Annotated in this window: 17 protein-coding genes; 13 read left to right on the top strand and 4 right to left on the bottom strand. The window is 71.8% G+C overall.

Features of this window, described 5'->3' with window-relative positions; translation table 11 throughout:
* Nucleotides 1-4: 4 nt before the first annotated feature.
* The 4 genes from ACFQGL_RS21385 (at nt 5) to ACFQGL_RS21370 (ending at nt 3,469) form a co-directional block, all read left to right on the top strand.
* Nucleotides 5-574 (top strand): TIGR03086 family metal-binding protein, encoded by a 570-nt coding sequence (locus tag ACFQGL_RS21385; RefSeq protein WP_377513998.1) that lies wholly within the window; start codon nt 5-7, stop codon nt 572-574.
* A 137-nt stretch (nt 575-711) separates the two neighbouring features.
* A complete protein-coding gene (locus tag ACFQGL_RS21380) occupies nt 712-1,248 on the top strand; it encodes a PadR family transcriptional regulator (protein ID WP_377513997.1) in 537 nt (178 codons plus the stop codon).
* Nucleotides 1,245-1,946 (top strand): ABC transporter ATP-binding protein, encoded by a 702-nt coding sequence (locus ACFQGL_RS21375; RefSeq protein WP_377513996.1) that lies wholly within the window; start codon nt 1,245-1,247, stop codon nt 1,944-1,946. The genes ACFQGL_RS21380 and ACFQGL_RS21375 overlap by 4 nt, the downstream gene beginning before the upstream one ends.
* Nucleotides 1,943-3,469, top strand: coding sequence for an FtsX-like permease family protein (locus ACFQGL_RS21370; protein ID WP_377513995.1), 1,527 nt, complete (start codon nt 1,943-1,945; stop codon nt 3,467-3,469). Before ACFQGL_RS21375 ends, ACFQGL_RS21370 begins: the two co-directional genes overlap by 4 nt.
* 9 nt (nt 3,470-3,478) lie before the next feature.
* On the opposite strand, the gene ACFQGL_RS21365 is transcribed toward ACFQGL_RS21370, so the two are convergent.
* Together ACFQGL_RS21365 and ACFQGL_RS21360 are read right to left on the bottom strand one after the other, a co-directional pair.
* The gene (locus ACFQGL_RS21365; protein ID WP_377513994.1) at nt 3,479-3,661 is read right to left on the bottom strand and encodes a hypothetical protein; all 183 of its coding nucleotides are present in this window, start codon (nt 3,659-3,661) and stop codon (nt 3,479-3,481) included.
* A gap of 186 nt (nt 3,662-3,847) precedes the next feature.
* Entirely contained in the window at nt 3,848-5,944 is a 2,097-nt protein-coding gene (locus ACFQGL_RS21360; protein WP_377513992.1) for a S9 family peptidase, read from the bottom strand.
* Between the two features lie 96 nt (nt 5,945-6,040).
* Between ACFQGL_RS21360 and ACFQGL_RS21355 the strand changes: the two genes are divergently transcribed.
* On the top strand, nt 6,041-7,399 hold the full coding sequence (locus ACFQGL_RS21355; protein WP_377513991.1) for an FAD-binding oxidoreductase: 1,359 nt from the start codon (nt 6,041-6,043) through the stop codon (nt 7,397-7,399).
* Nucleotides 7,400-7,433: 34 nt separating this feature from the next.
* On the opposite strand, the gene ACFQGL_RS21350 is transcribed toward ACFQGL_RS21355, so the two are convergent.
* On the bottom strand, nt 7,434-9,500 hold the full coding sequence (locus tag ACFQGL_RS21350) for a SpoIIE family protein phosphatase (RefSeq protein WP_377513990.1): 2,067 nt from the start codon (nt 9,498-9,500) through the stop codon (nt 7,434-7,436).
* 302 nt (nt 9,501-9,802) lie between these two features.
* Between ACFQGL_RS21350 and ACFQGL_RS21345 the strand changes: the two genes are divergently transcribed.
* Both ACFQGL_RS21345 and ACFQGL_RS21340 read left to right on the top strand, forming a co-directional pair.
* Nucleotides 9,803-14,170 (top strand): HAMP domain-containing protein, encoded by a 4,368-nt coding sequence (locus tag ACFQGL_RS21345; RefSeq protein WP_377513989.1) that lies wholly within the window; start codon nt 9,803-9,805, stop codon nt 14,168-14,170.
* On the top strand, nt 14,167-14,721 hold the full coding sequence (locus tag ACFQGL_RS21340) for a response regulator (protein ID WP_377513988.1): 555 nt from the start codon (nt 14,167-14,169) through the stop codon (nt 14,719-14,721). Before ACFQGL_RS21345 ends, ACFQGL_RS21340 begins: the two co-directional genes overlap by 4 nt.
* Before the next feature lie 15 nt (nt 14,722-14,736).
* On the opposite strand, the gene ACFQGL_RS21335 is transcribed toward ACFQGL_RS21340, so the two are convergent.
* The gene (locus tag ACFQGL_RS21335; RefSeq protein WP_377513987.1) at nt 14,737-15,072 is read right to left on the bottom strand and encodes an STAS domain-containing protein; all 336 of its coding nucleotides are present in this window, start codon (nt 15,070-15,072) and stop codon (nt 14,737-14,739) included.
* A 155-nt stretch (nt 15,073-15,227) separates the two neighbouring features.
* Here ACFQGL_RS21335 and hemL point away from each other — a divergent pair, with 155 nt between their 5' ends.
* From hemL to ccsB, 6 genes are read left to right on the top strand one after another with little or no spacing between them, the layout of a single operon-like run.
* Complete coding sequence (gene hemL, locus ACFQGL_RS21330; RefSeq protein WP_377513985.1) at nt 15,228-16,565, top strand: glutamate-1-semialdehyde 2,1-aminomutase; 1,338 nt, start codon at nt 15,228-15,230, stop codon at nt 16,563-16,565.
* Nucleotides 16,566-16,571: 6 nt separating this feature from the next.
* Nucleotides 16,572-17,219, top strand: coding sequence for a histidine phosphatase family protein (locus ACFQGL_RS21325; protein WP_377513984.1), 648 nt, complete (start codon nt 16,572-16,574; stop codon nt 17,217-17,219).
* Nucleotides 17,219-17,785: a TlpA family protein disulfide reductase gene (locus ACFQGL_RS21320; RefSeq protein ID WP_377513982.1), complete on the top strand. Its 567-nt coding sequence runs from the start codon at nt 17,219-17,221 to the stop codon at nt 17,783-17,785. Before ACFQGL_RS21325 ends, ACFQGL_RS21320 begins: the two co-directional genes overlap by 1 nt.
* Nucleotides 17,785-18,684 carry a cytochrome c biogenesis CcdA family protein gene (locus tag ACFQGL_RS21315; protein WP_377513980.1) on the top strand — a complete coding sequence of 300 codons (900 nt, stop codon included), beginning with the start codon at nt 17,785-17,787 and terminating at the stop codon, nt 18,682-18,684. The genes ACFQGL_RS21320 and ACFQGL_RS21315 overlap by 1 nt, the downstream gene beginning before the upstream one ends.
* Nucleotides 18,684-20,339, top strand: a complete 1,656-nt coding sequence (gene resB, locus ACFQGL_RS21310) for a cytochrome c biogenesis protein ResB (RefSeq protein ID WP_377513978.1) — start codon at nt 18,684-18,686, stop codon at nt 20,337-20,339. Before ACFQGL_RS21315 ends, resB begins: the two co-directional genes overlap by 1 nt.
* Nucleotides 20,339-21,319, top strand: coding sequence for a c-type cytochrome biogenesis protein CcsB (ccsB, locus tag ACFQGL_RS21305; RefSeq protein ID WP_377513977.1), 981 nt, complete (start codon nt 20,339-20,341; stop codon nt 21,317-21,319). The genes resB and ccsB overlap by 1 nt, the downstream gene beginning before the upstream one ends.
* The last annotated feature ends 23 nt before the right edge of the window (nt 21,320-21,342 follow it).

Genomic DNA, 21,342 nt, shown 5'->3' with positions numbered 1-21,342 from the left:
CCCTATGGCCACTCAGACTAGCGATCTGCTGGCGGCTGCCGCGCCGCGAACCGTCGATGTGGTGCGCGGCATCGCCGACAACCAGCTCGACCTGCCCACGCCGTGCCAGGACTACGCGGTACGCGACCTGCTCAACCACCTGATCGAGGTGGTGGTGAACTTCCAGGAGTTGGCGTTGAAGCGGTCGGTGGAGTGGGCCGACAAGCCGGACCATCTGGTCGACGGCTGGCAGGACCGGTTCGAGGCCGAGACCGGCCGGTTGGTCGAAGCCTGGTCGGATCCGTCCACCCTGGAGGGCATTTCGCCCGGCATGGGGATGCCGCAGTCCGTGATCGGCGGCATGGCGCTGCTCGACCTCACCGTGCACGGCTGGGACCTCGCCGTCGCCACCGGTCAGCCGTACCAGCCGGCGCCGGAGGCGGTGACCGAACTGCGCGGCCTGGTCGAGCAACTCGGCCCAACCGCCCGCAAGATGGGCGTCTTCGCCGACCCCCCAGCTGCCCCCACCCCCACCGACCTGCACCACCTCCTGACCCAGACCGGCCGCAACCCCACCTGGCCCACAACCTCCTGACCGCTTCACCCCCTGCCTCGTTGATCATGAGGTTGTCGCGATCCGGCCCGGCGTGGCGTGGCGACAACGTCATGATCACGAGGGTGGATGGGGTGGGTTGTTGACACCGGGTATTCGCTGAGTGAATAGTTGCCGGGGTGTCGACCTCGCACGTACTGCTCGGGCTGCTCGCCGGTGGGAGCCGGCACGGCTACGAGCTCAAGCGTGCGCATGACGAGCGGCTGCCCCGAGCACGTCCGCTGGCCTTCGGGCAGGTCTACGCCACCCTCGGTCGACTCCAGCGCGACGGTCTGGTGGCCGCCGCCGGCCAGGACCGCGCGGCCGGGCCGGATCGCACGGCGTACGCGCTGACCAGCGAGGGGCGGGCCGCGCTGGACGAGTGGCTGTCCACCGTGGAAACCCCGATGCCGTACGTGGCCAGCACGCTCTTCGCCAAGGTCGTGGTGGCGCTGCTGGTCACCGACGTCGACCGGGCCCGGTCCTACCTGATCGCCCAGCGCGCCGCGCACACCGCCCGGCTGCGCGAGCTCACCGCGGTCAAGGCCGACCCGGCCGCCGCTCTCAGCGACGTGGTCGCGGCGGATTTCGCGATCGCCCACCTCGACGCGGACCTGCGGTGGCTGCACGCCACCCTGGGCCGGGTCGCCGACTGGCACCGGGAGGTGCATCCGTGACGCAACTCCAGGCTCGCGGCGTGGTCCGGGCGTACGGCCCGACACCCGCGCTGCGCGGCGTGACGCTCGACGTGACCGAGGGCGAGATCGTCGCCATCACCGGTCCGAGCGGCTGCGGCAAGTCCACGCTGCTGCACTGCCTGGCCGGCATCCTGCGCCCGGACGCCGGCGAGGTCACCTGGCGTGGCCACCGGATCGACACCTGGTCGGAGTCGGCCCGGTCCCGGCTGCGGCGCACCGAGTTCGGGGTGCTGTTCCAGTTCGGTCAGCTGGTCGCCGAGCTGACCGCGGCGGAGAACGTCGCTCTGCCCCTGCTCCTCGCCGGCACGGGGCGGCGAGAGGCACGGACGGCGGCGCTCACCTGGCTGGAGCGGTTCGGGGTGGCCGAGCTGGCCGACCTGCGGCCCGGCGAGATGTCCGGCGGTCAGCAGCAGCGCTGTGCCACCGCCCGGGCGTTGGTCACCGAACCCCGGGTGCTGTTCGCCGACGAGCCGACCGGCGCGCTCGACACGCTCACCGGCGAGCAGGTGCTCACCCAACTGGTTCGGCTCGCCCGCGAGCAGCGTACGGCCGTCGTGCTGGTCACCCACGAGCCGCGGATCGCCGCGTACGCCGATCGCGAGATCGTGCTGCGCGACGGCCTGGTCGACCACACCGGCCTGGGGCTCGACCTGCCGCTGGCCGGCGGCGCCCGGTGAGGCCGGCGACCCTGGTCCGGCTCGCGCTCGCGGGCAACCGCACCGACACCGCCCGGGTGGTGCTCACCGCGCTCAGCGCCCTGCTGGCGACCCTGGCCGTGCTGGCGGCACTCACCGTGCTGGCGATTCCCAAACCGGCCGGCGATGCGTGGGCGGAGTCCGAGCAGTACCGCAACGCCCTGCTGCGGGAGCCGGGGCTGCGCGGCGGGACGGCGTTCGCGCTGCTGTTGTTGACGATCCCGGTGCTGGCGCTGGCCGGCCAGTGTGCCCGGCTCGGCGCGCCGGCCCGGGACCGACGGCTGGCCGCGCTCCGGCTGGCCGGCGCCACCCCGGGCCAGGTCACCCGGCTGGCGGTGTTGGAGACCGGCCTGGCCAGCCTGCTCGGCACACTCATCGGGCTGGGCACCTACCTGGTCGGCCGGGACCTGCTGCACCGGCCCGACGAGCGGGGTCGACTGGCCCTGCCCACCGACGTGCTGCCGTCGTCCGGCGCACTGGCCGCGGTGGTGCTGGGCCTGCCGGTGGTCGCGGCGCTGGCCACCGCCCTGATGCTGCGTACGGTCACCACCACCCCGCTCGGCGTGAGCCGCAAGGCCGCCCGGGAGCGCGGCCCGCGTCCCTGGGCCGGGGTGCTGATCGGGCTGGGCCTGCTCTGCTTCGTCGGGACCCGCCCGTTGCTCTACCAACTGGAGGACGACGAGGCGCTGGTGCGCTGGCTGGTGCCACTGCTGTTCCTGGCGGGCGGCTTCGCGGCGATGATCGGGGTGGTGCTGGGCACCGGCTGGATCTCGTACCGCTGCGGGGTGCTGCTGCGCCGGCATGCCCGTCGCGCGCCGGCGCTGCTCGCCGCGGGCCGGTTGATGTCCGACCCCTGGGCGGGCAGTCGTACGTTCGCCGCGTTGCTGGCTGCCGTGATCTTCGGGGCGGGCGCGGCCGCGATCCGTGCCTACTTCGCCACCAAGGACGAGATCGAGCGGGAGCATGCCCTACTCGCAGGGGAGATCGGAGGCGGGAACTCGTTCTACCTGTCCACCATGGATCTTGTCGACGCCGCGGTGGCGGTGGCCGTGCTGATCGCGGCGGGCGGGCTGATCGTCGCGCTGGTCGAGGGGATCGTCGCCCGTCGCCGCGCCTATGCCGCCCTGGTCGCCACCGGGGTGTCACGCGGCACACTGGGTCGGTCGGTGGCCTGGCAGGCGCTGACTCCCGCGGTGCCGGCGATCCTGCTCGCCCTCACCGTGGGCATGCTGCTCGGCACGGGGTTGAACGGGCGGCGGGTGACCTCGGGTGAGTGGTCCATCGAGGTGTGTTCCGCCGAGGCGTCGCTCTGTGCCGATCCGGCGACCCGTGCGCAGTACACCGAGGTGAGGCACTTTCCGGCGGTCGACCGGGCTCCGGACGTACCGCTGGAGCAGCTGGCGTGGCTGGGTGCCGGCGCGTTGGCCGCGGTGCTGCTGACGGTCGGCGTCGGCCTGCTCTTCCTGCGCGTCAGCACCACCGTCGAGGAGCTGCGCACGGCCTGAGCCCGCCGATCAGGCCGGGTTGTGGAAGAGCCCGGCGGACCATGAGATCAGCAGGCCGACGGCGGCGGAGCAGCAGCAGACCAGCAGGGCGGCGCTGACCACGCCGAGGATCATCCACGCGGACGCACGTCGGGCCGCTCCCGGCGGCGTGTCGGCCACCGGCCCGTCGGGGTCTCCACCTGCGTCGCTCACCCCGGAAGTCTAGGCGGCTCCGCCGCCCGCCCGAGTCGATGCGCCAGCAGCCGGGTGACCGGGCACCAACCAGGAAGTAGTGGCCCCGACGGGCGGACGGGACCACTACTTCCACGTTCCAGCGCGCTCAGGCCGTGCCAGCGCGGCGCAGCGCGATCAGGCCCGGCGTGCGTGCGGCCAGCGCGATCACGCTCGGCCGAACCGGTCCAGGATCCAGGCGTTGATGAACGCCTCCTCGCGCCAGGCGTCGTAACGGCCACTCGGACCGCCGTGCCCGGCGCCCATCTCGGTCTTGAGCAGGTAGTCACCGCCCGGGGCGACCGCCCGCAGGCGGGCGATCCACTTCGCCGGCTCGGAGTAGAGCACCCGGGTGTCGTTGAGGCTGGTCACCGCGAGGATCGCGGGATAGTTCACCGGCGCCACGTTCTCGTACGGCGTGTAGGACTTCATGTACGCGTACACCTCGGGGTCCTCCAGCGGGTTGCCCCACTCCTCCCACTCGGTGACGGTCAGCGGCAGCGACGGGTCGAGGATCGAGGTGAGCGCGTCCACGAACGGCACCTGCGCGACGATTCCGGCGAACGCCTCCGGGGCGAGATTGGCCACCGCGCCCATCAGCAGGCCGCCAGCCGAGGCGCCCCGGGCGACCAGCCGGTCGCTGGCCGTCCAGCCGGCCTTGACCAGGTGTCGGGCGCACGCGACGAAGTCGGTGAAGGTGTTCTTCTTGGCCAGCAGCTTGCCCTGGTCGTACCAGCGCCGGCCCAGCTCACCGCCGCCCCGGGTGTGTGCCACGGCGAAGACCACGCCCCGGTCCAGCAGGGACAGTCGGGCCACCGAGAACCACGGGTCCATGCTGGCCTCGTACGAGCCGTAGCCGTACAGCTCGCAGGGGGCCGAGCCGTCGCGCGGCGTGCCGACCCGGCAGACCAGCGAGATCGGCACCCGGGTGCCGTCGTCGGCGAGCGCCCAGTCGCGGTGCTGCTCGTACTCGGCCGGGTCGTACGGTCGCCCGTCCGGCCCGGGCAGCACCGGCTTCTGCTTGCGCAGCACCATCTGGCGCGTGACCAGGTCGAAGTCGTAGATCGAGTCGGGGGTGACCAGCGAGGAGTAGCGCAGCCGGACCTGCCCGGTGCGGTACTCCGGGTTCGCGTCCAGCCCGACGCTGTAGAGCGGCTCGGGGAAGTCGATGTCGTACGCGTCGCCACTGCCGACCGGCAGCACCCGCAGCCCGGTCAGCCCGTCGGTGCGCAGCGACACCACCAGGTGGTTCGCGAAGGCGTCCACCGCCTCCAGCCGGGTGCCGGGGCTGTGCTCGATCAGCGGTACCCAGTCGCCCGGCGCGTCCGCCGAGGTGAACGCCAGCGCGAAGTCCTCCGCGCCGTCGTTGTGCAGGATCAGGAAGCGGTGACCGTGGTGCTCGACGGCGTACTCGACGCCCTGCCGGCGTGGCGCGATCACGGCTGGCGCTCCGGTCGGGTTGCCGGCCGGGATCACCAGCACCTCGCTGGTGACCTTGCTGTGGATGTCGATCAGGATGAACTTCTCCGACCGGGTCAGCTCCACGCCGACCCAGAACCGCTCGTCGTCCTCCTGGTGGACCACCACATCGTCGGCGGCGGCCGAGCCGACGGTGTGTCGCCAGACCCGGTTGGGCCGCCAGGCGTCGTCCACCGTCACGTAGAACAGCACCGAGGCGTCCGTCGACCAGGCGGTGCCGTAGAAGGTGTCCGGCACCTCGTCGGCCAGCAGCTCGCCGGTGGTCAGGTCCTTCACCCGCAGGGTGAACCGCTCGTCGCCGGAGAAGTCGGTGGAGTATGCCAGCCAGCGCCCGTCCGGGCTGACGTCGAAGGCGCCCAGCGAGAAGAAGTCGTGCCCCTCGGCCAGCAGGTTGCCGTCGAGCAGCACCTCCTCGCCGTCCAGCGGGGCGCCGTCCGCGCTGACCGGCGGGTCGGTCTCGGCGTCCCGGACCGCGCGCCGGCACTGCACCCCGTACTGCTGCCCCTCGACCGTCCGGGTGTAGTACCAGTGCCCGCCCTTGCGGGTCGGCACCGACAGGTCCGTCTCCCGGGTACGCCGGCGGGTCTCCTCGAACAGCTCCGTACGCAGCTGCGCCAGGTGCGCCGTGCGTTCGTCGGTGTACGCGTTCTCGGCGGTCAGGTAGGCGATCGTCTCCGGGTCGTCCTTGGCGGCGAGCCAGGCGTACTCGTCCAGGACGGTGTCGCCGTGGTGGGTGCGCTCGGCGGGCACCCGCTTCGCCGCGGGCGGGGCAGTCTCGGTGGTCACGGCGGCCACGTTACCGGCCGGCCCGCGTCGTGTGCCGGACCAGCGGCATCCCGATAGTCGTCACCACTGCTTTAGAACACATGTACGATAACCGCCATGGCGGCAGCAGCGCGTTCCCTCGGCCGGTCCGGAGCCATCGAGATCACCCGGCGGTTGACGGCGATCTGCGGTCCGCCGTTCGCCCGGCTGGCCGGTCCCGCCGACGAGGTGGCCGGCCGGCCGGCGCGCTGGGTCGCGGTGCCGGGCGGTCCACACGCCGCGGCCGAGGTGCTGCGCCTGGCCGCCACGCACGACCTGGCCGTGGTGCCCCGGGGTGCCGGCACGAAGATCGATTGGGGTGCGGCGCCGTCCCGGGTCGACATCATGCTCGACACCGGCCGGTTGGCCGGCATCGGCCACGAGCCGACCGGCGCGCCGGTGGCCGACGTCGGCGCCGGCACTCCGTTGCGGGCGGTGCAGGCCACCCTGGAGCGCACCGGGCAGCGGCTGGCGATGGACGCGCCGTCACCCGGAGCGACCCTCGGTGGGGTGCTGGCCGCCGGGGAGTCCGGCCCGTTGCGGCACCGCCACGGCAGCCCCTGCGACCAACTCCTCGGCGTGCGCTACCTCGCGGCCGACGGTGAGCTGGTCAGCGCCGGTGGCGGTGCGCCCGGGCTCGACCTGGCCCGGCTGCTCTGCGGCTCGCAGGGCGCGCTCGGCGTGCTGGTCTCGGCGAGCGTGCGGGTGCAGCCCGTGCCGGCCAGCCGGCTCTGGGTGTCCCGACCGGTGTGGACACCGCTGGAGGTGCACGACCTGGTCCGGTCGATCCTCGCCGCTCGACTGGAGCCGTCGGCCATCGAGCTGGACCTGCCCGGCGGGACGCCCCGGCCGCGCACGCCGTACCCGCCGGGTCATCCGGCCGCCACCGCTCGGGAACGCCACCCCTCGATGTCCGGCCGAGCCGGTGCCCCCTCTCGCGCGGGCAGCCTGGTGGTGCTGCTCGAGGGCGGTCCGGCCGACGTCATGGAGCGCGCGGAGCGTCTGGTCGGCCTGCTGCACGGGGAGGCGACCATCGCGCACTCCGCGCCGCAGTGGTGGCGGCGCTACCCGTTCGCGCCGGGCGACACGGCGCTGCGCCTGGAGGTGCCGATCAGCGACCTGCACGCCGCCGTCTACGCACTGCGCGACGCGGCGGGCGCCCCGGTGCCGGTGCGCGGCTCCGCCGGGTTGGGCGTGGTGCACGCGGCGCTGCCCGGCGCGCTGGCGCCCGACCGGGTGGCGTCGATCCTGGCCGCCGTCCGGGGGGTGCTGCTGGCCCGGCAGGGCCGCTGCGTGGTGGTCTCCGCCCCCGCACCCGTCCGGCAGGCCGTCGACCTGTGGGGCGAGTTGGCCGGCCTGGCCGGGCTGCGGGCCGCCAAGGAGCATCTCGATCCGCAGCACCGACTCGCGCCCGGCCGCCTCCCCGGCGGCCTGTGACCGGGGCGCTCGACCACGTCGGGCCGCCCGACGGTCAGGTCGCGTCGTTGCGGAGCACCAGGACGGCGATGTCGTCCCGGGGTGGCTCGACCGAGAAGTTGATCGCCGCGGCGCGCAGCCGGGCGGCCACCACGTCGGCCGAGTACCCCGCCAGCGGCGCCGCCGCGTCGCGTAGCCGGTCGGTGCCGAACAGCTCCCGCCCGCGCCGCCGCTCGGTGACCCCGTCGGTATAGAAGATCAGGGCGTCGCCCGGCGCGAGGGTGATCTCCGCCGTCGGCGAGGTGATCGTGTCGAGCAGGCCCAGCGCGGTGCCCCCGGTGCCGACGAACCGGGCACCGCCCGCGCCGGCCAGCAGCACCGGTCGGTCGTGCCCGGCGAGGTGCAGCGAAACGTCCAACTGATTGCCGTCGCCCGGCCCGACCGCCGCCAGGGCCAGCGTGCAGTACCGGCCGCCACCCCGCTCGACCAGCGTCTCGTTGAGCCGGGCCAGCGCCTCCGGCAACGGCTTGCCGTCGCCGACCAGCACCCGGATCACGTCCCGGACCAGGCCGGTGACCGCGGCTGCCTGGACGCCCTTGCCCGAGACGTCCCCGATGACCACGAGCCACCGACCGTCGGGCAGCGGCACCACGTCGTAGAAGTCGCCGCCCACCTCCGCGTCGTCGCCGGTGGGGACGTACTCGGCGGCGAAGCCGATCCCGTCGACCAGTGGCAGTACCGGCGGCAGCAGGGACTGCTGGAGGGTCTGCGCCACGCGGCGGCGTTCGGCGTGGATCCGGGCGTTCTCGATGGCCAGCGCGGCGCGCCGGGCCACGTCCTCCAGGACGGCCACCTCGTCCGGGTCGTGCCGGTGCCGTTGGTGCCGGCCCACCGCCAGGGTGCCGAGCCGCTGCCCGCGCGCGATCAACGGGACCGCGAAGCCCTCCATCGGGCCGCCGAGCGGGATCTGCGCGGCGCTGCGGGACGCCTCGCGCAGCCGCGCCTGGATCGACTCCGGCCCGGTCTCGGCCAGCACCTTGTGCAGCTGCGGCAGCACCGACTCGTCGGCGTGGCTGGCCGCCGCCAGCCGGAGCCGGCCCCACTCGTCGGCGGTGTGCACCGCGCACCACTGGCCGAGTCGGGGCACCACCAGCTGCGGAATCAGTGCCATGGTCAGCTCGACGTCCAGAGACTGGGCCAGCAGCTCGCTCGCCTCGGCCAGGAACGTCAGCCACGTCTGGCGACGGACGTCGGCACGGCGCAGCCGGTCGTTCTCCAGGTGCAGCGACAGCCGCTCGGCGGTGAGCACCGCCAACGGCCGGGCGTACGCCGACGGCGCGGCGTCCAGCTCCAGCTCCCCGGCGTACGGGCGGTGCACCGTCAACGGCACCCGGAGCAGTTCCCCGCCGGGGCGGGGCGGGCGGCCGAAGCGGGCCAGCACCTGACCGCCCTGTCCGTCGCCCCGGTCCAGCCGGATCGCGCCGCCGGCCGCTCCCACCATCTCGGCGACCCGACTGAGCAGGCTGGCGGCGAAGTCGGGCAGCGGGTCGTCCGCGTACATGTCGGGGGTGGTCTGCATGAGTTCGCTCATCGCGCCGGCGCTCGGCGCGGAACTGTCGACGGCGCCGGCCCCCGGGCCCGCGTTGCTCCTCGGCTCGTCGTCCGTGCCGGGCGCCTCGGTGCCGGGCCGGTCCAGCCGGAACCAGACGCCCTTCCCGGTGGGCAGGTAGGTGGTCCCCCAGCGGCTGGCGAAGTGGTCGACCAGCAGCAGCCCTCGACCCCGCTCGGAGACCTCGTTGATCTCGCTGGCGTCGTTGCGGGTGCCGACGGTCAGCTCGTCGCCCGCTCCGGGCGCGAAGTCGGAGACGGTCACCGCCAGCCCGGCTTCGTCCGCGATGACCTCGATGTCCAACTCGGTACGGGCATGCTCCACGGCGTTGGTGGTCAACTCCGTGGTGAGCAGCAGCGCCTCGTTGACCAACTCGTCGAGGTGCGCCTCGGTCAGCACCGAACGGACGACCGCACGGGCGGCGGCGGGGGTACGACGGTCAGCGGGCAGTCGGACACGCCGGACGGCCCCGTTCCGGGCCCCGGCCGTCGCGGGCCCCGCCTCGGCTGACACCCCCGTATCCTCCACCGTCCCCCCGCCGGGTGCCAAGCCGATCGAGCATCGCGCGGGTCGTGGTCGGGCCGCTACCCCTGCGCTCTGTGCCCGACTGCGGCCGATCGGGTGGCCGTGGCGGGTCCGGGTGTCCGGGCGAGGTGTGTGACCCGGCGTGTCGGACCGCCCCCCATCGAGCGGATCGGTGGGCCGTCCGGTGCCGGTCGGCGGGTCGCGCACCCTGGCACTCCGGCGCGCGCGGGCACAATATGGGGTGCCGGCCTGTCCGCACGGACCGGTGCCCCCGAGCTGAGCGAGGAATGATGACCACGGCGAAGCAGTCGCTCGCGGATCCGTCCGCGCCCGACCACGAGGCGCTGCTCGGTGAGTTGACCGAGGCGCTGCGACGGGTCCGTCGCGGCGACCTGAAGGTTCGGCTACCCCGTCGCGCCGGCACGGCCGGTGAGGTGGCCGACGCCTTCAACGAGGTCGTCTCGCTCCAGGAGCGGCAGTACCTCGACCTGCGGCGGATCAGCCGGATCGTCGGTCGGGACGGCCGGCTCACCGAGCGGCTGGACGACGAGGGGCTGGACGGCTCCTGGGCGGAGGGGCAGCGGGCGATCAACTCGCTGATCGACGACCTGGGCCGACCGACCACGGAGATCGCCCGGGTCATCGTGGCGGTCGCCGACGGCGACCTGTCCCAGCACATGGCCCTGGAGATCGACGGCCGGCCGCTGCGCGGTGAATATCTGCGCATCGGGCGCACCGTGAACACGATGGTCGACCAGTTGTCGTCGTTCGCCGACGAGGTGACCCGGGTGGCCCGCGAGGTGGGCACCGAGGGCAAGCTCGGCGGCCAGGCCGACGTCCGGGGTGTCGCCGGCACCTGGAAGGACCTCACCGACTCGGTGAACACCATGGCGTCGAACCTCACCTACCAGGTGCGGTCGATCTCACAGGTGTCCACCGCGGTGGCCAAGGGCGACCTGTCGCAGAAGATCACCGTGTCGGCCAAGGGCGAGGTCGCCGAGCTGGCGCACACGATCAACTACCTCACCGACACGCTGCGGCTCTTCGCCGAGCAGGTGACCCGGGTGGCCCGCGAGGTGGGTACCGAGGGCAAGCTGGGCGGCCAGGCCGAGGTGCCGAACGTGGCCGGCACCTGGAAGGACCTGACCGACAGCGTCAACTCGATGGCGTCGAACCTGACCGCCCAGGTGCGGAACATCGCGCAGGTCTCCACGGCGGTGGCGCGCGGTGACCTGTCCCAGAAGATCACCGTGGCGGCGCAGGGCGAGATCCTGGAGCTGAAGGACACCGTCAACACGATGGTGGACCAGCTGTCGTCGTTCGCCGACGAGGTGACCCGGGTGGCCCGTGAGGTGGGCATCGAGGGCAAGCTCGGCGGCCAGGCCCAGGTCCGCGGTGTCTCCGGCACCTGGCGCGACCTCACCGAGAACGTCAACCAGCTGGCCGGCAACCTGACCAGCCAGGTCCGCAACATCTCCCAGGTCTCCACCGCCGTCGCGCGTGGTGACCTGTCGCAGAAGATCACGGTGGACGCCCAGGGCGAGATCCTGGAGCTGAAGAACACCGTGAACACCATGGTCGACCAGCTCTCGTCGTTCGCCGACGAGGTGACCCGGGTGGCCCGTGAGGTCGGCACCGAGGGCAACCTGGGCGGTCAGGCCCAGGTCAAGGGCGTCAGCGGTACGTGGCGGGACCTCACCGACAACGTGAACTCGATGGCGTCGAACCTGACCAGCCAGGTGCGGAACATCGCCTCGGTGACCACCGCGGTGGCGAAGGGTGACCTGAGTCAGAAGATCACGGTGGACGCCCGGGGCGAGATCCTGGAGCTGAAGTCCACGGTGAACACCATGGTGGACCAGCTCTCGTCGTTCGCCGACGAGGTGACCCGGGTGGCCCGTGAGGTGGGCACCGAGGGCAAGCTCGGCGGCCAGGCCCAGGTACGTGGTGTCGCCGGCACCTGGCGGGACCTCACCGACAACGTGAACTCGATGGCCTCCAACCTGACCGCCCAGGTGCGGAACATCGCGCAGGTCTCCACGGCGGTGGCGAAGGGTGACCTGTCGCAGAAGATCACGGTGGACGCCCGGGGCGAGATCCTGGAGCTGAAGTCCACGGTGAACACGATGGTGGACCAGTTGTCGTCGTTCGCGGACGAGGTGACCCGGGTGGCCCGTGAGGTGGGCACCGAGGGCAAGCTCGGCGGTCAGGCGCAGGTCAAGGGCGTCAGCGGTACGTGGCGGGACCTCACCGACAACGTGAACTCGATGGCGTCGAACCTGACCAGCCAGGTCCGCAACATCGCCTCGGTGACCACCGCCGTGGCGAAGGGCGACCTGAGCCAGAAGATCACGGTGGACGCGCAGGGCGAGATCCTGGAGCTGAAGTCCACGGTCAACACGATGGTGGACCAGCTCTCCTCGTTCGCCGACGAGGTCACCCGGGTGGCCCGCGAGGTCGGCATCGAGGGCAAGCTCGGCGGTCAGGCCCAGGTCAAGGGCGTCAGCGGCACCTGGCGGGACCTCACCGAGAACGTCAACCAACTCGCCTCGACGCTGACCACCCAGCTGCGGGCCATCGCCCAGGTGTCCACGTCGGTGACCCGAGGTGACCTGACCCAGCGGATCGCGGTCAAGGCGCAGGGCGAGGTCGCCGAGCTGAAGGACAACATCAACCAGATGATCGTCACCCTCCGGGAGACGACCAAGAAGAACGCCGAGCAGGGCTGGCTGGACTCCAACCTGGCCCGGATCGGTGGCCTGTTGCAGGGCCAGCGGGACCTCGGCGAGGTCTGCCGCATGATCATGACGGAGGTGACCCCGCTGGTCGACGCCCAGCTCGGCGCCTTCTTCCTGGCCGACGACACCGACGGCAGCATGCGACTCAAGCTGACCTCCTCGTACGGGTACGTGGCGCGCGGGCACGACGTCACCTTCGGGCCGGGCGAGGGCCTGGTCGGGCAGACCGCGCTCTCCCGCCGGACGATCCGGGTCAGCGCCTCCCCGAACAGCCGGCTCACCCTGCGGTCCGGGCTGGCCGAGACGCCCCCGTCCGACCTGGTGGTGCTCCCCGTGCTGTTCGAGGGGGAACTGCTCGGCGTCATCGAGTTCGCCAGCGTGGCGGCCTTCTCCGAGCTGCACCTGTCGTTCCTGGAGCGGCTGGTGCTCACCATCGGCATCGCGGTCAACACCATCCAGGCCAACCGGCGTACGGAGGAGCTGCTGGCGCAGTCGCAGCGGCTGGCGCACGAGATGCAGGAGCAGTCGGCCGAGTTGCAGCGCACCAACGCCGAACTGGAGGAGAAGGCGACCCTGCTCTCCGAGCAGAAGGGCAACATCGAGACGAAGAACCGGGAGATCGAGCTGGCCCGTCTCGGCCTGGAGGAGAAGGCGCAGCAGCTCACCCGCGCCTCGGCGTACAAGTCGGAGTTCCTGGCCAACATGAGCCACGAGTTGCGGACGCCGCTGAACTCGCTGCTGCTGCTGGCCCGGCTGCTGGCCGAGAACTCGGAGCAGAACCTCAACCCGAAGCAGATCGAGTTCGCCCGTACGATCCACGGGTCCGGCTCCGACCTGCTGCGCCTGATCGACGACATCCTGGACCTGTCCAAGATCGAGGCTGGTCGGATGGACGTCGAGCCGACCGAGATCCGGTTCGCCGAGCTGCGCAGTTACGTGGAGCAGGCGTTCGCGCCGCAGGCCGAGGAGAAGAGCCTGGACTTCCAGGTGCGGGTCAGCAAGGATCTGCCGCCGGCGCTGGTCACCGACGCGCAGCGGTTGCAGCAGATCCTGCGCAACCTGCTCTCCAACGCGGTGAAGTTCACCGACAACGGCGCGGTGACCCTACGGATCGCCCCGGCCGCGGAGAACGTGGTCTTCGACGTACCGGCGCTGACCAACGCCCAGCAGGTGATCGCGTTCACCGTGATCGACACCGGAATCGGCATCTCCGACGACAAACTGTCGATCATCTTCGAGGCGTTCCAGCAGGCCGACGGGACCACGAGCCGTCGTTACGGCGGCACCGGCCTGGGCCTGTCGATCAGCCGCGACCTGGCCCGTTTGATCGGCGGCACCATCACCGTGTCGTCGGCGCCCGGGCAGGGCTCGACGTTCACCCTGTTCGTGCCGCACGTGCTGGCCCCGGACGCGGTGGTGGCGCCCGCGCCACCGTCCCCGCAGCGCGCCGGCCTGCCGTCGTCGCTGCTGATGCCGCCGCTGGAGCTGCTGGCCGAGCGGCCGGAGGCGCCGGCGACCCGCCAGCTGGACGGCTCGACGGTGCTGATCGTGGACGACGACGTGCGTAACGTCTTCGCCCTGACCAGCGCGTTGGAGCTGCACGGGATGACCGTGCTGTACTCGGACAACGGGGCGGACGGTGTCCGCCTGCTGGCCGAGCACCCGGAGGTGAACATCGTGCTGATGGACGCCATGATGCCGGACCAGGACGGGTACGAGACCACCCGTCAGATTCGCCGCAACCACCGGTTCGCCGACCTGCCGGTGGTCTTCCTGACCGCGAAGGCGATGCCGGGCGACCGCGAGTCGGCGCTCGCGGCCGGGGGTAGCGACTACATCACCAAGCCGGTCGACCTGGACGATCTGATCGAGTTGATGTCGTCCTGGATCAGCGGCAGCCGGACCGAGGAGACTTCGTGACCCAACTGGCCAAGGCGCTGCTCGTGGATGACCGCCGGGAGAACCTGATGGCCCTGGAGGCGATCCTCCAGGGCCTGCCGGTCCAGTCGGTGGCGGTGGAGAGCGGCGAGGCGGCCCTCAAGCAGCTGCTGGTGGACGACTTCGCGGTGATCCTGTTGGACGCGCAGATGCCGGACATGGACGGCTTCGAGACGGCCAGCCACATCAAACGCCGAGAACGGACCCGGCATGTGCCGATCATCTTCCTCACCGCCGCCGACCGGGACGCTCAACTGGCCCTGCGCGGTTATCAGGTGGGCGCGGTCGACTACCTGACCAAGCCGTTCGACCCGTGGGTGCTGCGGGCCAAGGTGTCGGTGTTCGTCGAGCTGTGGGTGAAGACCCGGCAGTTGGCAGCCCAGTCGGATCTGGTCCGGGAACGCGACGCGCAGTGGCGGCGGCTCACCGACGCGGTCGACGAGGCCACCACGTTGCTGCGTACCGACGAGCCGGACGCGCGGGACCGCGCGGTGGGGCTTCTCGAACAGGCCCGCTGGGGCAGCAACTCCTGATCGGAGGCGCGGTGCTCAGCCGGCGGGCTGGTCGTTGCGGATCATCAGGGCGCTCCGCAGGCCGGTGATGTCCAGGACGCGGAGCAGGAAATCGCCCACATGGGTGAGCATCAGCAGGCTCTGCGCATGGCTGGCCTTGCGACTCAGCACGACCAGGGTGCCCAGGCCCTGTGAGTCACAGAAGGTGACGCCGCCGAGATCTAGCACGATCTTCGGCGGCGGGTCGGCCAGCACCTCGTTGACCACGGTTGAGAGCCGCGCGGCCGTGAGCATGTCGATCTCACCAGCCAGGCGCAACACTGCTTCGTCGCCCGTCCGGTGTAGCGTGATGGACAGTTCGGCACGATCCACCCGGTCAGCCTAGCGCGATCCGACCAACCCGGCCTGTTGAGGCGGCGAGCCGCCACCCGGCCCGGCTCGCGAGCACCGGGGGCAGGTGAGCCCGGTAACCCTGGCCCGGGGTGGCTGCGGATTGGGCGTCCGGCGCTGACACAATGGGCGGCATCGTGACCGACACCTTCTCCGCTGGATCCGGCCGCTACCCGGCCGAAGCTCCCGCTTCCGAGGCCCTGTTCCACCGCGCCCGAGCCATCGTGCCGGGCGGGGTGAACTCGCCCGTGCGCGCCTTCCAGGCGGTCGGCGGCACCCCGCGCTTCATGGTCCGTGGCGAAGGCCCGTGGCTGCATGACGCCGATGGCCGTCGCTACGTCGACCTGGTCTGCTCCTGGGGTCCGCTGATCCTCGGGCACGCGCACCCGGAGGTGGTGGACGCCGTCCAGGCCGCCGCCGCCCGGGGCACCAGCTTCGGCACGCCCACCCCGGGCGAGGTGGAGTTGGCCGCCGAGATCGTCGACCGGACCCCGGTGGAGCAGGTCCGGCTGGTCAACTCCGGCACCGAGGCGACCATGTCGGCGATCCGGCTGGCCCGCGGCTTCACCGGTCGCTCTAAGATCGTCAAGTTCGCCGGCTGCTACCACGGGCACGTCGACGCGCTGCTCGCCGCCGCCGGGTCCGGCGTGGCCACCCTCGGTCTGCCCGACTCGCCCGGCGTCACCGGCGCGGCGGCCAGCGAGACGATCGTGCTGCCGTACAACGACATCAGGGCGGTCGAGGAGGTCTTCGCCGCCGAGGGCCCGCACATCGCCGCGGTGATCACCGAGGCGGCCGCCGGCAACATGGGCGTGGTCGCCCCCCGCGACGGCTTCAACCAGCAGCTCGCCCAGATCGCGCACGCGCACGGCGCGCTGCTCGTGGTGGACGAGGTGATGACCGGGTTCCGGGTCTCCCGCGCCGGCTGGCACGGCCTCGACCCCTCCGACGCCGACCTGTGGACGTACGGCAAGGTCATGGGGGGTGGGTTGCCCGCCGCCGCGTTCGGCGGACGTGCCGAGATCATGGCGCGGCTCGCCCCGGCCGGCCCCGTCTACCAGGCCGGCACGCTCTCCGGTAACCCGCTGGCCTGCGCCGCCGGCCTGGCCACCCTGCGGCTCGCCGACGACGCCCTGTACCGCCGCCTCGACGAGACGGCCGCCGTCGTGGGCAAGCTGGCCGCCGACGCGCTGGCCGCCGCCGGGGTCCCGCACCGGCTGTCGTACGCGGGCAGCATGTTCTCGGTCTTCTTCACCGACGCCGACGTGGTCGACTACGACAGCGCCCGTACCCAGCAGGTGCCGGCGTTCAAGGCGTTCTTCCACGCGATGCTCGCCGCCGGCGTCTACCTGCCGCCGAGCGCGTTCGAGTCATGGTTCGTGTCGGCGGCGATCGACGACGCCGCTCTGGAGCAGATCGCCGCCGCGCTGCCGACGGCGGCGAACGCGGCGGCAGCGGCGGGTCACGGGGGGTAACGAGCGGTGAGCAAGACGGTGGTCCACGTGCTTCGGCACGGCGAGGTGCACAACCCTGGCCAGATTCTCTACGGTCGGCTGCCCGGTTTCCGCCTCTCCGAGTTGGGCGTGCAGATGGCCAAGGCCGCCGCCGAGGGGCTGGCGGAGCGGGAGATCGTGCACGTGGTGGCCAGCCCGCTGGAGCGCGCCCAGCAGACCGCCGAGCCGATCGCCGCCCAGTTCGGGCTGCCGGTCGGGGTGGACGAGCGGCTGATCGAGAGCGCCAACTGGTTCGAGGGCAAGAAGGTGTCCCCGGGTGACGGGTCGTTCCGCGACCCGCGCAACTGGTGGGTGCTGCGGGATCCGGTGACCCCGTCCTGGGGCGAGGCGTACCGGGCCATCGCGGAGCGGATGTTCGGTGCCCTGCACGCCGCCCGGGTCGCTGCCGAGGGGCGCGAGGCGGTGCTGGTCTCGCACCAGTTGCCGATCTGGACGCTGCGCCGGCACGTCGAGCGCAAGCGGCTCTGGCACGACCCGCGCAAGCGGCAGTGCGGCCTGGCCAGCCTCACCTCGTTCCACTTCGACGGCGCCAAGGTGGTCGGCATCGGCTACAGCGAGCCGGCAGCGCACCTGATCGCCCTCTCCGCGACCGCTCGGACGGCCAAGGGGGCCTGATGAACGCCCGGAGGTGGACCGCCGGTCTGCTCGCCACCGTCGCCGCGGTGGCGCTGGTCGGCTGCACGTCGCAGAGCCAGGAGAAGACCTGCAACACCACCACCGACGGGATCTTCGAGTGCGCACCGGACCAGCGCTCGGCACCCCCGAAGCTCTCCGGTGAGCTGCTCGCCGGCGGCACCTACGACGTCAGTCAGGCCCGTGGCCAGGTGGTGGTGCTCAATTTCTGGGGCTCCTGGTGCGCGCCCTGTCGCGCCGAGGCGGACGACCTGGAGGGCACCTACCAGGCCACCAAGGGCTCCGCGGTGACCTTCCTGGGCATCAACGTGCAGGACCAGCGGGACAAGGCCAAGGCGTTCGAGGAGGGTCGGGTCACCTATCCAAGCCTGTTCGATCCGTCGAGCAAGCTGGCGCTCGCCCTGGACATCCCGCCGAACACCGTCCCGGCGACCGTGGTGCTCGACCGGAAGGGCCGCATCGCCGTGGTGATCCGTGCCGCGGTCAAGCAGGAGGGCCTGCAACCGATCGTCGAGCGGATCGCTGCCGAAGAGCCGGCGTCCCGCTGATGGGCGAGACCTTCAAGCACCTGGCCGAGAGCGGCCCACTGCTGTTCGCCATCGGCGCGGCGGTGCTCGCCGGGTTGGTCAGCTTCCTGTCCCCGTGCGTGCTGCCGCTGGTCCCCGGCTACCTCTCGTTCGTCACGGGGCTGGCCGGCACCGACCTGGAAGGCCGTGCAAGGAAGGGCACCTTACTAACGCCTGGTGTAGAGCAGGGGTCCCCTGCTAACGAAGCGGTCGAGCGCGACGGCGACGGCGACAGCGACAGCGGCAGCGACAGGGCCGGCGGGGGCGTCGCGGTACGGGAGCGGGTGGCGCGGGTCGGCTCGGTCAAGGGTCGGGTGCTCGCCGGGACGATGCTCTTCATCGCCGGTTTCACCGTCGTCTTCGTCGCCACCGCGATCCTCTTCGCCAGCATCGGCAAGGTCTTCTTCGACTACGAGCGGCAGCTGGAGATCGTCGTCGGTGCGCTGATCATCGTGCTCGGGCTGGGCTACCTCGGGCTGGTCCCGGGCCTGCAACGGGAGCTCCGGATCTCCCGGCTGCCCGCCGCGGGGCTGCTCGGCGCCCCGGTCTTCGGTGCCGTCTTCGCGCTCAGTTGGATGCCCTGCACCGGCCCCACGCTCGGTGCCGTGCTGGGGATGGCAACCGCGAGCGGTCAGACCGACCGTGCCGTGGTGCTCGCCGTGGCGTACTGCCTCGGGCTGGGGGTACCGTTCGTCGTCTTCGGGCTGGGCTTCCAGCGCCTGCTCGGGGTCTTCCGCGCCGTCCGGCGCAACAGCCGCTGGGTCACCCGGGTCGGCGGCGCCCTGCTCATCCTGATCGGCCTGGCGCTGGTCACCGGCGGATGGCAGAACTTCGTGATCTGGCTGCAGACCACTGTCGGGGTGGGCGAGGTGAGCATCTGATGACGGTCGTCGACGATCGGCCGGAGACCACGGCCCCGGCACCCCGGCGTCGGCCCAACCGGCTGCTGGCCCTGCTGCGCAACTCGTGGCGGCAGCTGACCAGCATGCGTACGGCCCTGATCCTGCTCTTCCTGCTCGCCATCGCCGCCATCCCCGGCTCGGTGCTGCCGCAGCGCGGGATCAGCCCGGAGAAGGTCAACCAGTACTTCGTCGACCACCCGGATTTGGCCCCCCGGCTGAACCAGATCGGCGCGTTCGAGGTCTTCGGCTCGGTCTGGTTCTCTGCGATCTACCTGCTGCTGTTCACCTCCCTGATCGGCTGCATCACGCCCCGGCTGCGGGATCATGTCCGCGCGCTGCGGTCCCGACCGCCGGTCGCGCCGAAGCGGATGTCGCGGTTGCCGCAGCACACGGTGCTTTCCGCCCCGACCGGCGGCGCGGCGGCGATCGCCGAGGTGCTGCGCCGTCGGCGCTGGCGGGTGGAGGTCCGCGGCGACGAGGTCTCCGCCGAGAAGGGCTACCTCAAGGAGACCGGCAACCTGCTGTTCCACACCTCGCTGATCGCCGTGCTGATCGGCGTCGCGCTCGGCTCGTGGTACGGCTGGAGCGGCAACCGCCTGCTGGTGGCGGGTGCGGACAACGCGTTCTGCAACACCCGACAGCAGTACGCCGAGGCGAAGCTCGGCCCCCGCGTGGACAGCGCCGACCTGCCCCGCTTCTGCCTGCGGCTGGACGACTTCCAGGCCCGGTTCCTGGCCTCCGGCCAGCCGGACTTCTTCAACGCCACGGTGACCGTCGACGGCCCCGACGAGCCGACCCGCACCGCGGACTTCTCGGTGAACTCGCCGCTGCGCCTCGGCGACGCGAGCGTCTACCTGCTCGGGCACGGGTACGCCCCGGTCATCCGCTACACCGACCGGTTCGGCAACAGCCAGATCAGCGACGAGCCGTTCCTGACCACCGGTGACATGGGCCTGACCAGCGAGGGGCTGGCCCAGTTCCCGGATGCGAACGTCGACCCGGCCACCGGCAAGCGCGCATCGGACCTGCAGGTGGCGTTCACCGGCATCTACCTGCCCACGGCACCCGAACAGGCGCCGTTCGTCCGCTCGCAGTATCCGACCGAGCGCAACCCGGTGCTGAACCTGGTCGCGTACCGGGGCAACCTCGGCCTGGACGCCGGCATCCCCGGCTCGGTCTACCAGCTCGACCAGCGGCAGGTACGGACCGGCAAGGTCAAGGAGATCGGCACCAAGCTGCTCCGCAAGGGCGAGACCTGGACACTGGACGACGGCACCAAGGTCGAGTTCCTGGGCACCGAGCGGTACGTGACCCTCTCCGTCCGGCACGATCCGGGCGCGACGCCGCTGCTGATCAGCTGCGCGTTCCTGCTGGTCGGGCTGATGGGATCGCTGTTCGGGCGACGCCGTCGAGTGTGGTTCCGGGTGATTCCGGCCGACCCGGCGGACGGATCTCCGACGGGCGGTAGTAGCTTGATGGAGGTCGGTGGGTTGCCGCGTACCGACTATCCAGGGTTCGCCGATGAGTTCGCCCAGCTCCTCGCCGCGTTCAGCGGTGACGGTGGGGCGGCCGAGCGGGCCGGCGCGGACGCTGACTCCAGTGCCCGTGCCGACGCGCGAGAAGGGACCGAGTGATGTCCGCACTCTCCGACAATCTGGTGACCTTCGCGATCCTGGCGTATTTGATCGCGATGATCGGCCACGCCGTGGAGTACGCGCTGGGCAACTCCCGTACCCGGGTCGCCGCAGCGGCTGCCACCCGCGAGCTGGTGGGTGCCGGCGTCGGTGGCGGCGGTGTCGTGCTGCCGCAGCCCGCGCCGGTTGCGCCAGCGGCTCCGGCCGAGCGCTCGGAGCGACGGGCCCGGGTCGCCGGCCTGGTCGGGGTGGGCGCCACCGCGCTCGCCGCCGTGCTGCACCTCGCGGCGCTGGTCACTCGCGGCCTCGCCGCCGACCGGATGCCCTGGGGCAACATGTACGAGTTCCTGCTCACGGTGACGTTCATCGGGGTGGCGGCCTGGCTCGTGGTGCTCTGGAAGCGGCCCTCGCTGCGCAAGCTCGGGCTGTTCCTCACCCTGGTGATGGTGCTGCTGGTGGCCACCGCCGAGCTGGTGCTGTACGTGCCGATCGTGCCCCTGGTGCCGGCTCTGAACTCGTACTGGTTCGTCATCCACGTCTCGACCATCGTGTTCGCGTCCGGCATCTTCCTGCTCGGCGCGGTGCCGGCGGTCGGCTACCTGATGCGCGCCGGTTACGAGCAGGGCAAGCGGAGCTTCCCGTACACCCTGGCCAAGCGGCTGCCCCAGGCGGCCGGCCTGGAGCGGTTGACCTTCGCGCTGCACGCCTTCGCCTTTCCGATCTTCACCTTCGCGGTGATCGCCGGGGCGATCTGGGCCGAGGCGGCCTGGGGTCGCCCGTGGGGCTGGGACCCCAAGGAGACCTGGGCCTTCATCTCCTGGGTGGTCTACGCCGGCTACCTGCACGCCCGGGCGACGCCCAGCGTCAAGCGCAACGTGGCGACCTGGATCGCGGTGCTCGGCTTCCTCACCATGCTGATGAACCTGTTCGGCGTGAACATCTTCTTCACCGGCCTGCACTCGTACGGCGGGCTGGACTGACCCTGGCAACGCGCACGGGCCGG

The organism is Micromonospora vulcania, from assembly GCF_042658605.1.
Classification (GTDB): domain Bacteria; phylum Actinomycetota; class Actinomycetes; order Mycobacteriales; family Micromonosporaceae; genus Micromonospora; species Micromonospora vulcania.
Note: the sequence above shows the minus strand (reverse complement) of the source record. Positions and strands in the feature narration are given on the sequence as shown.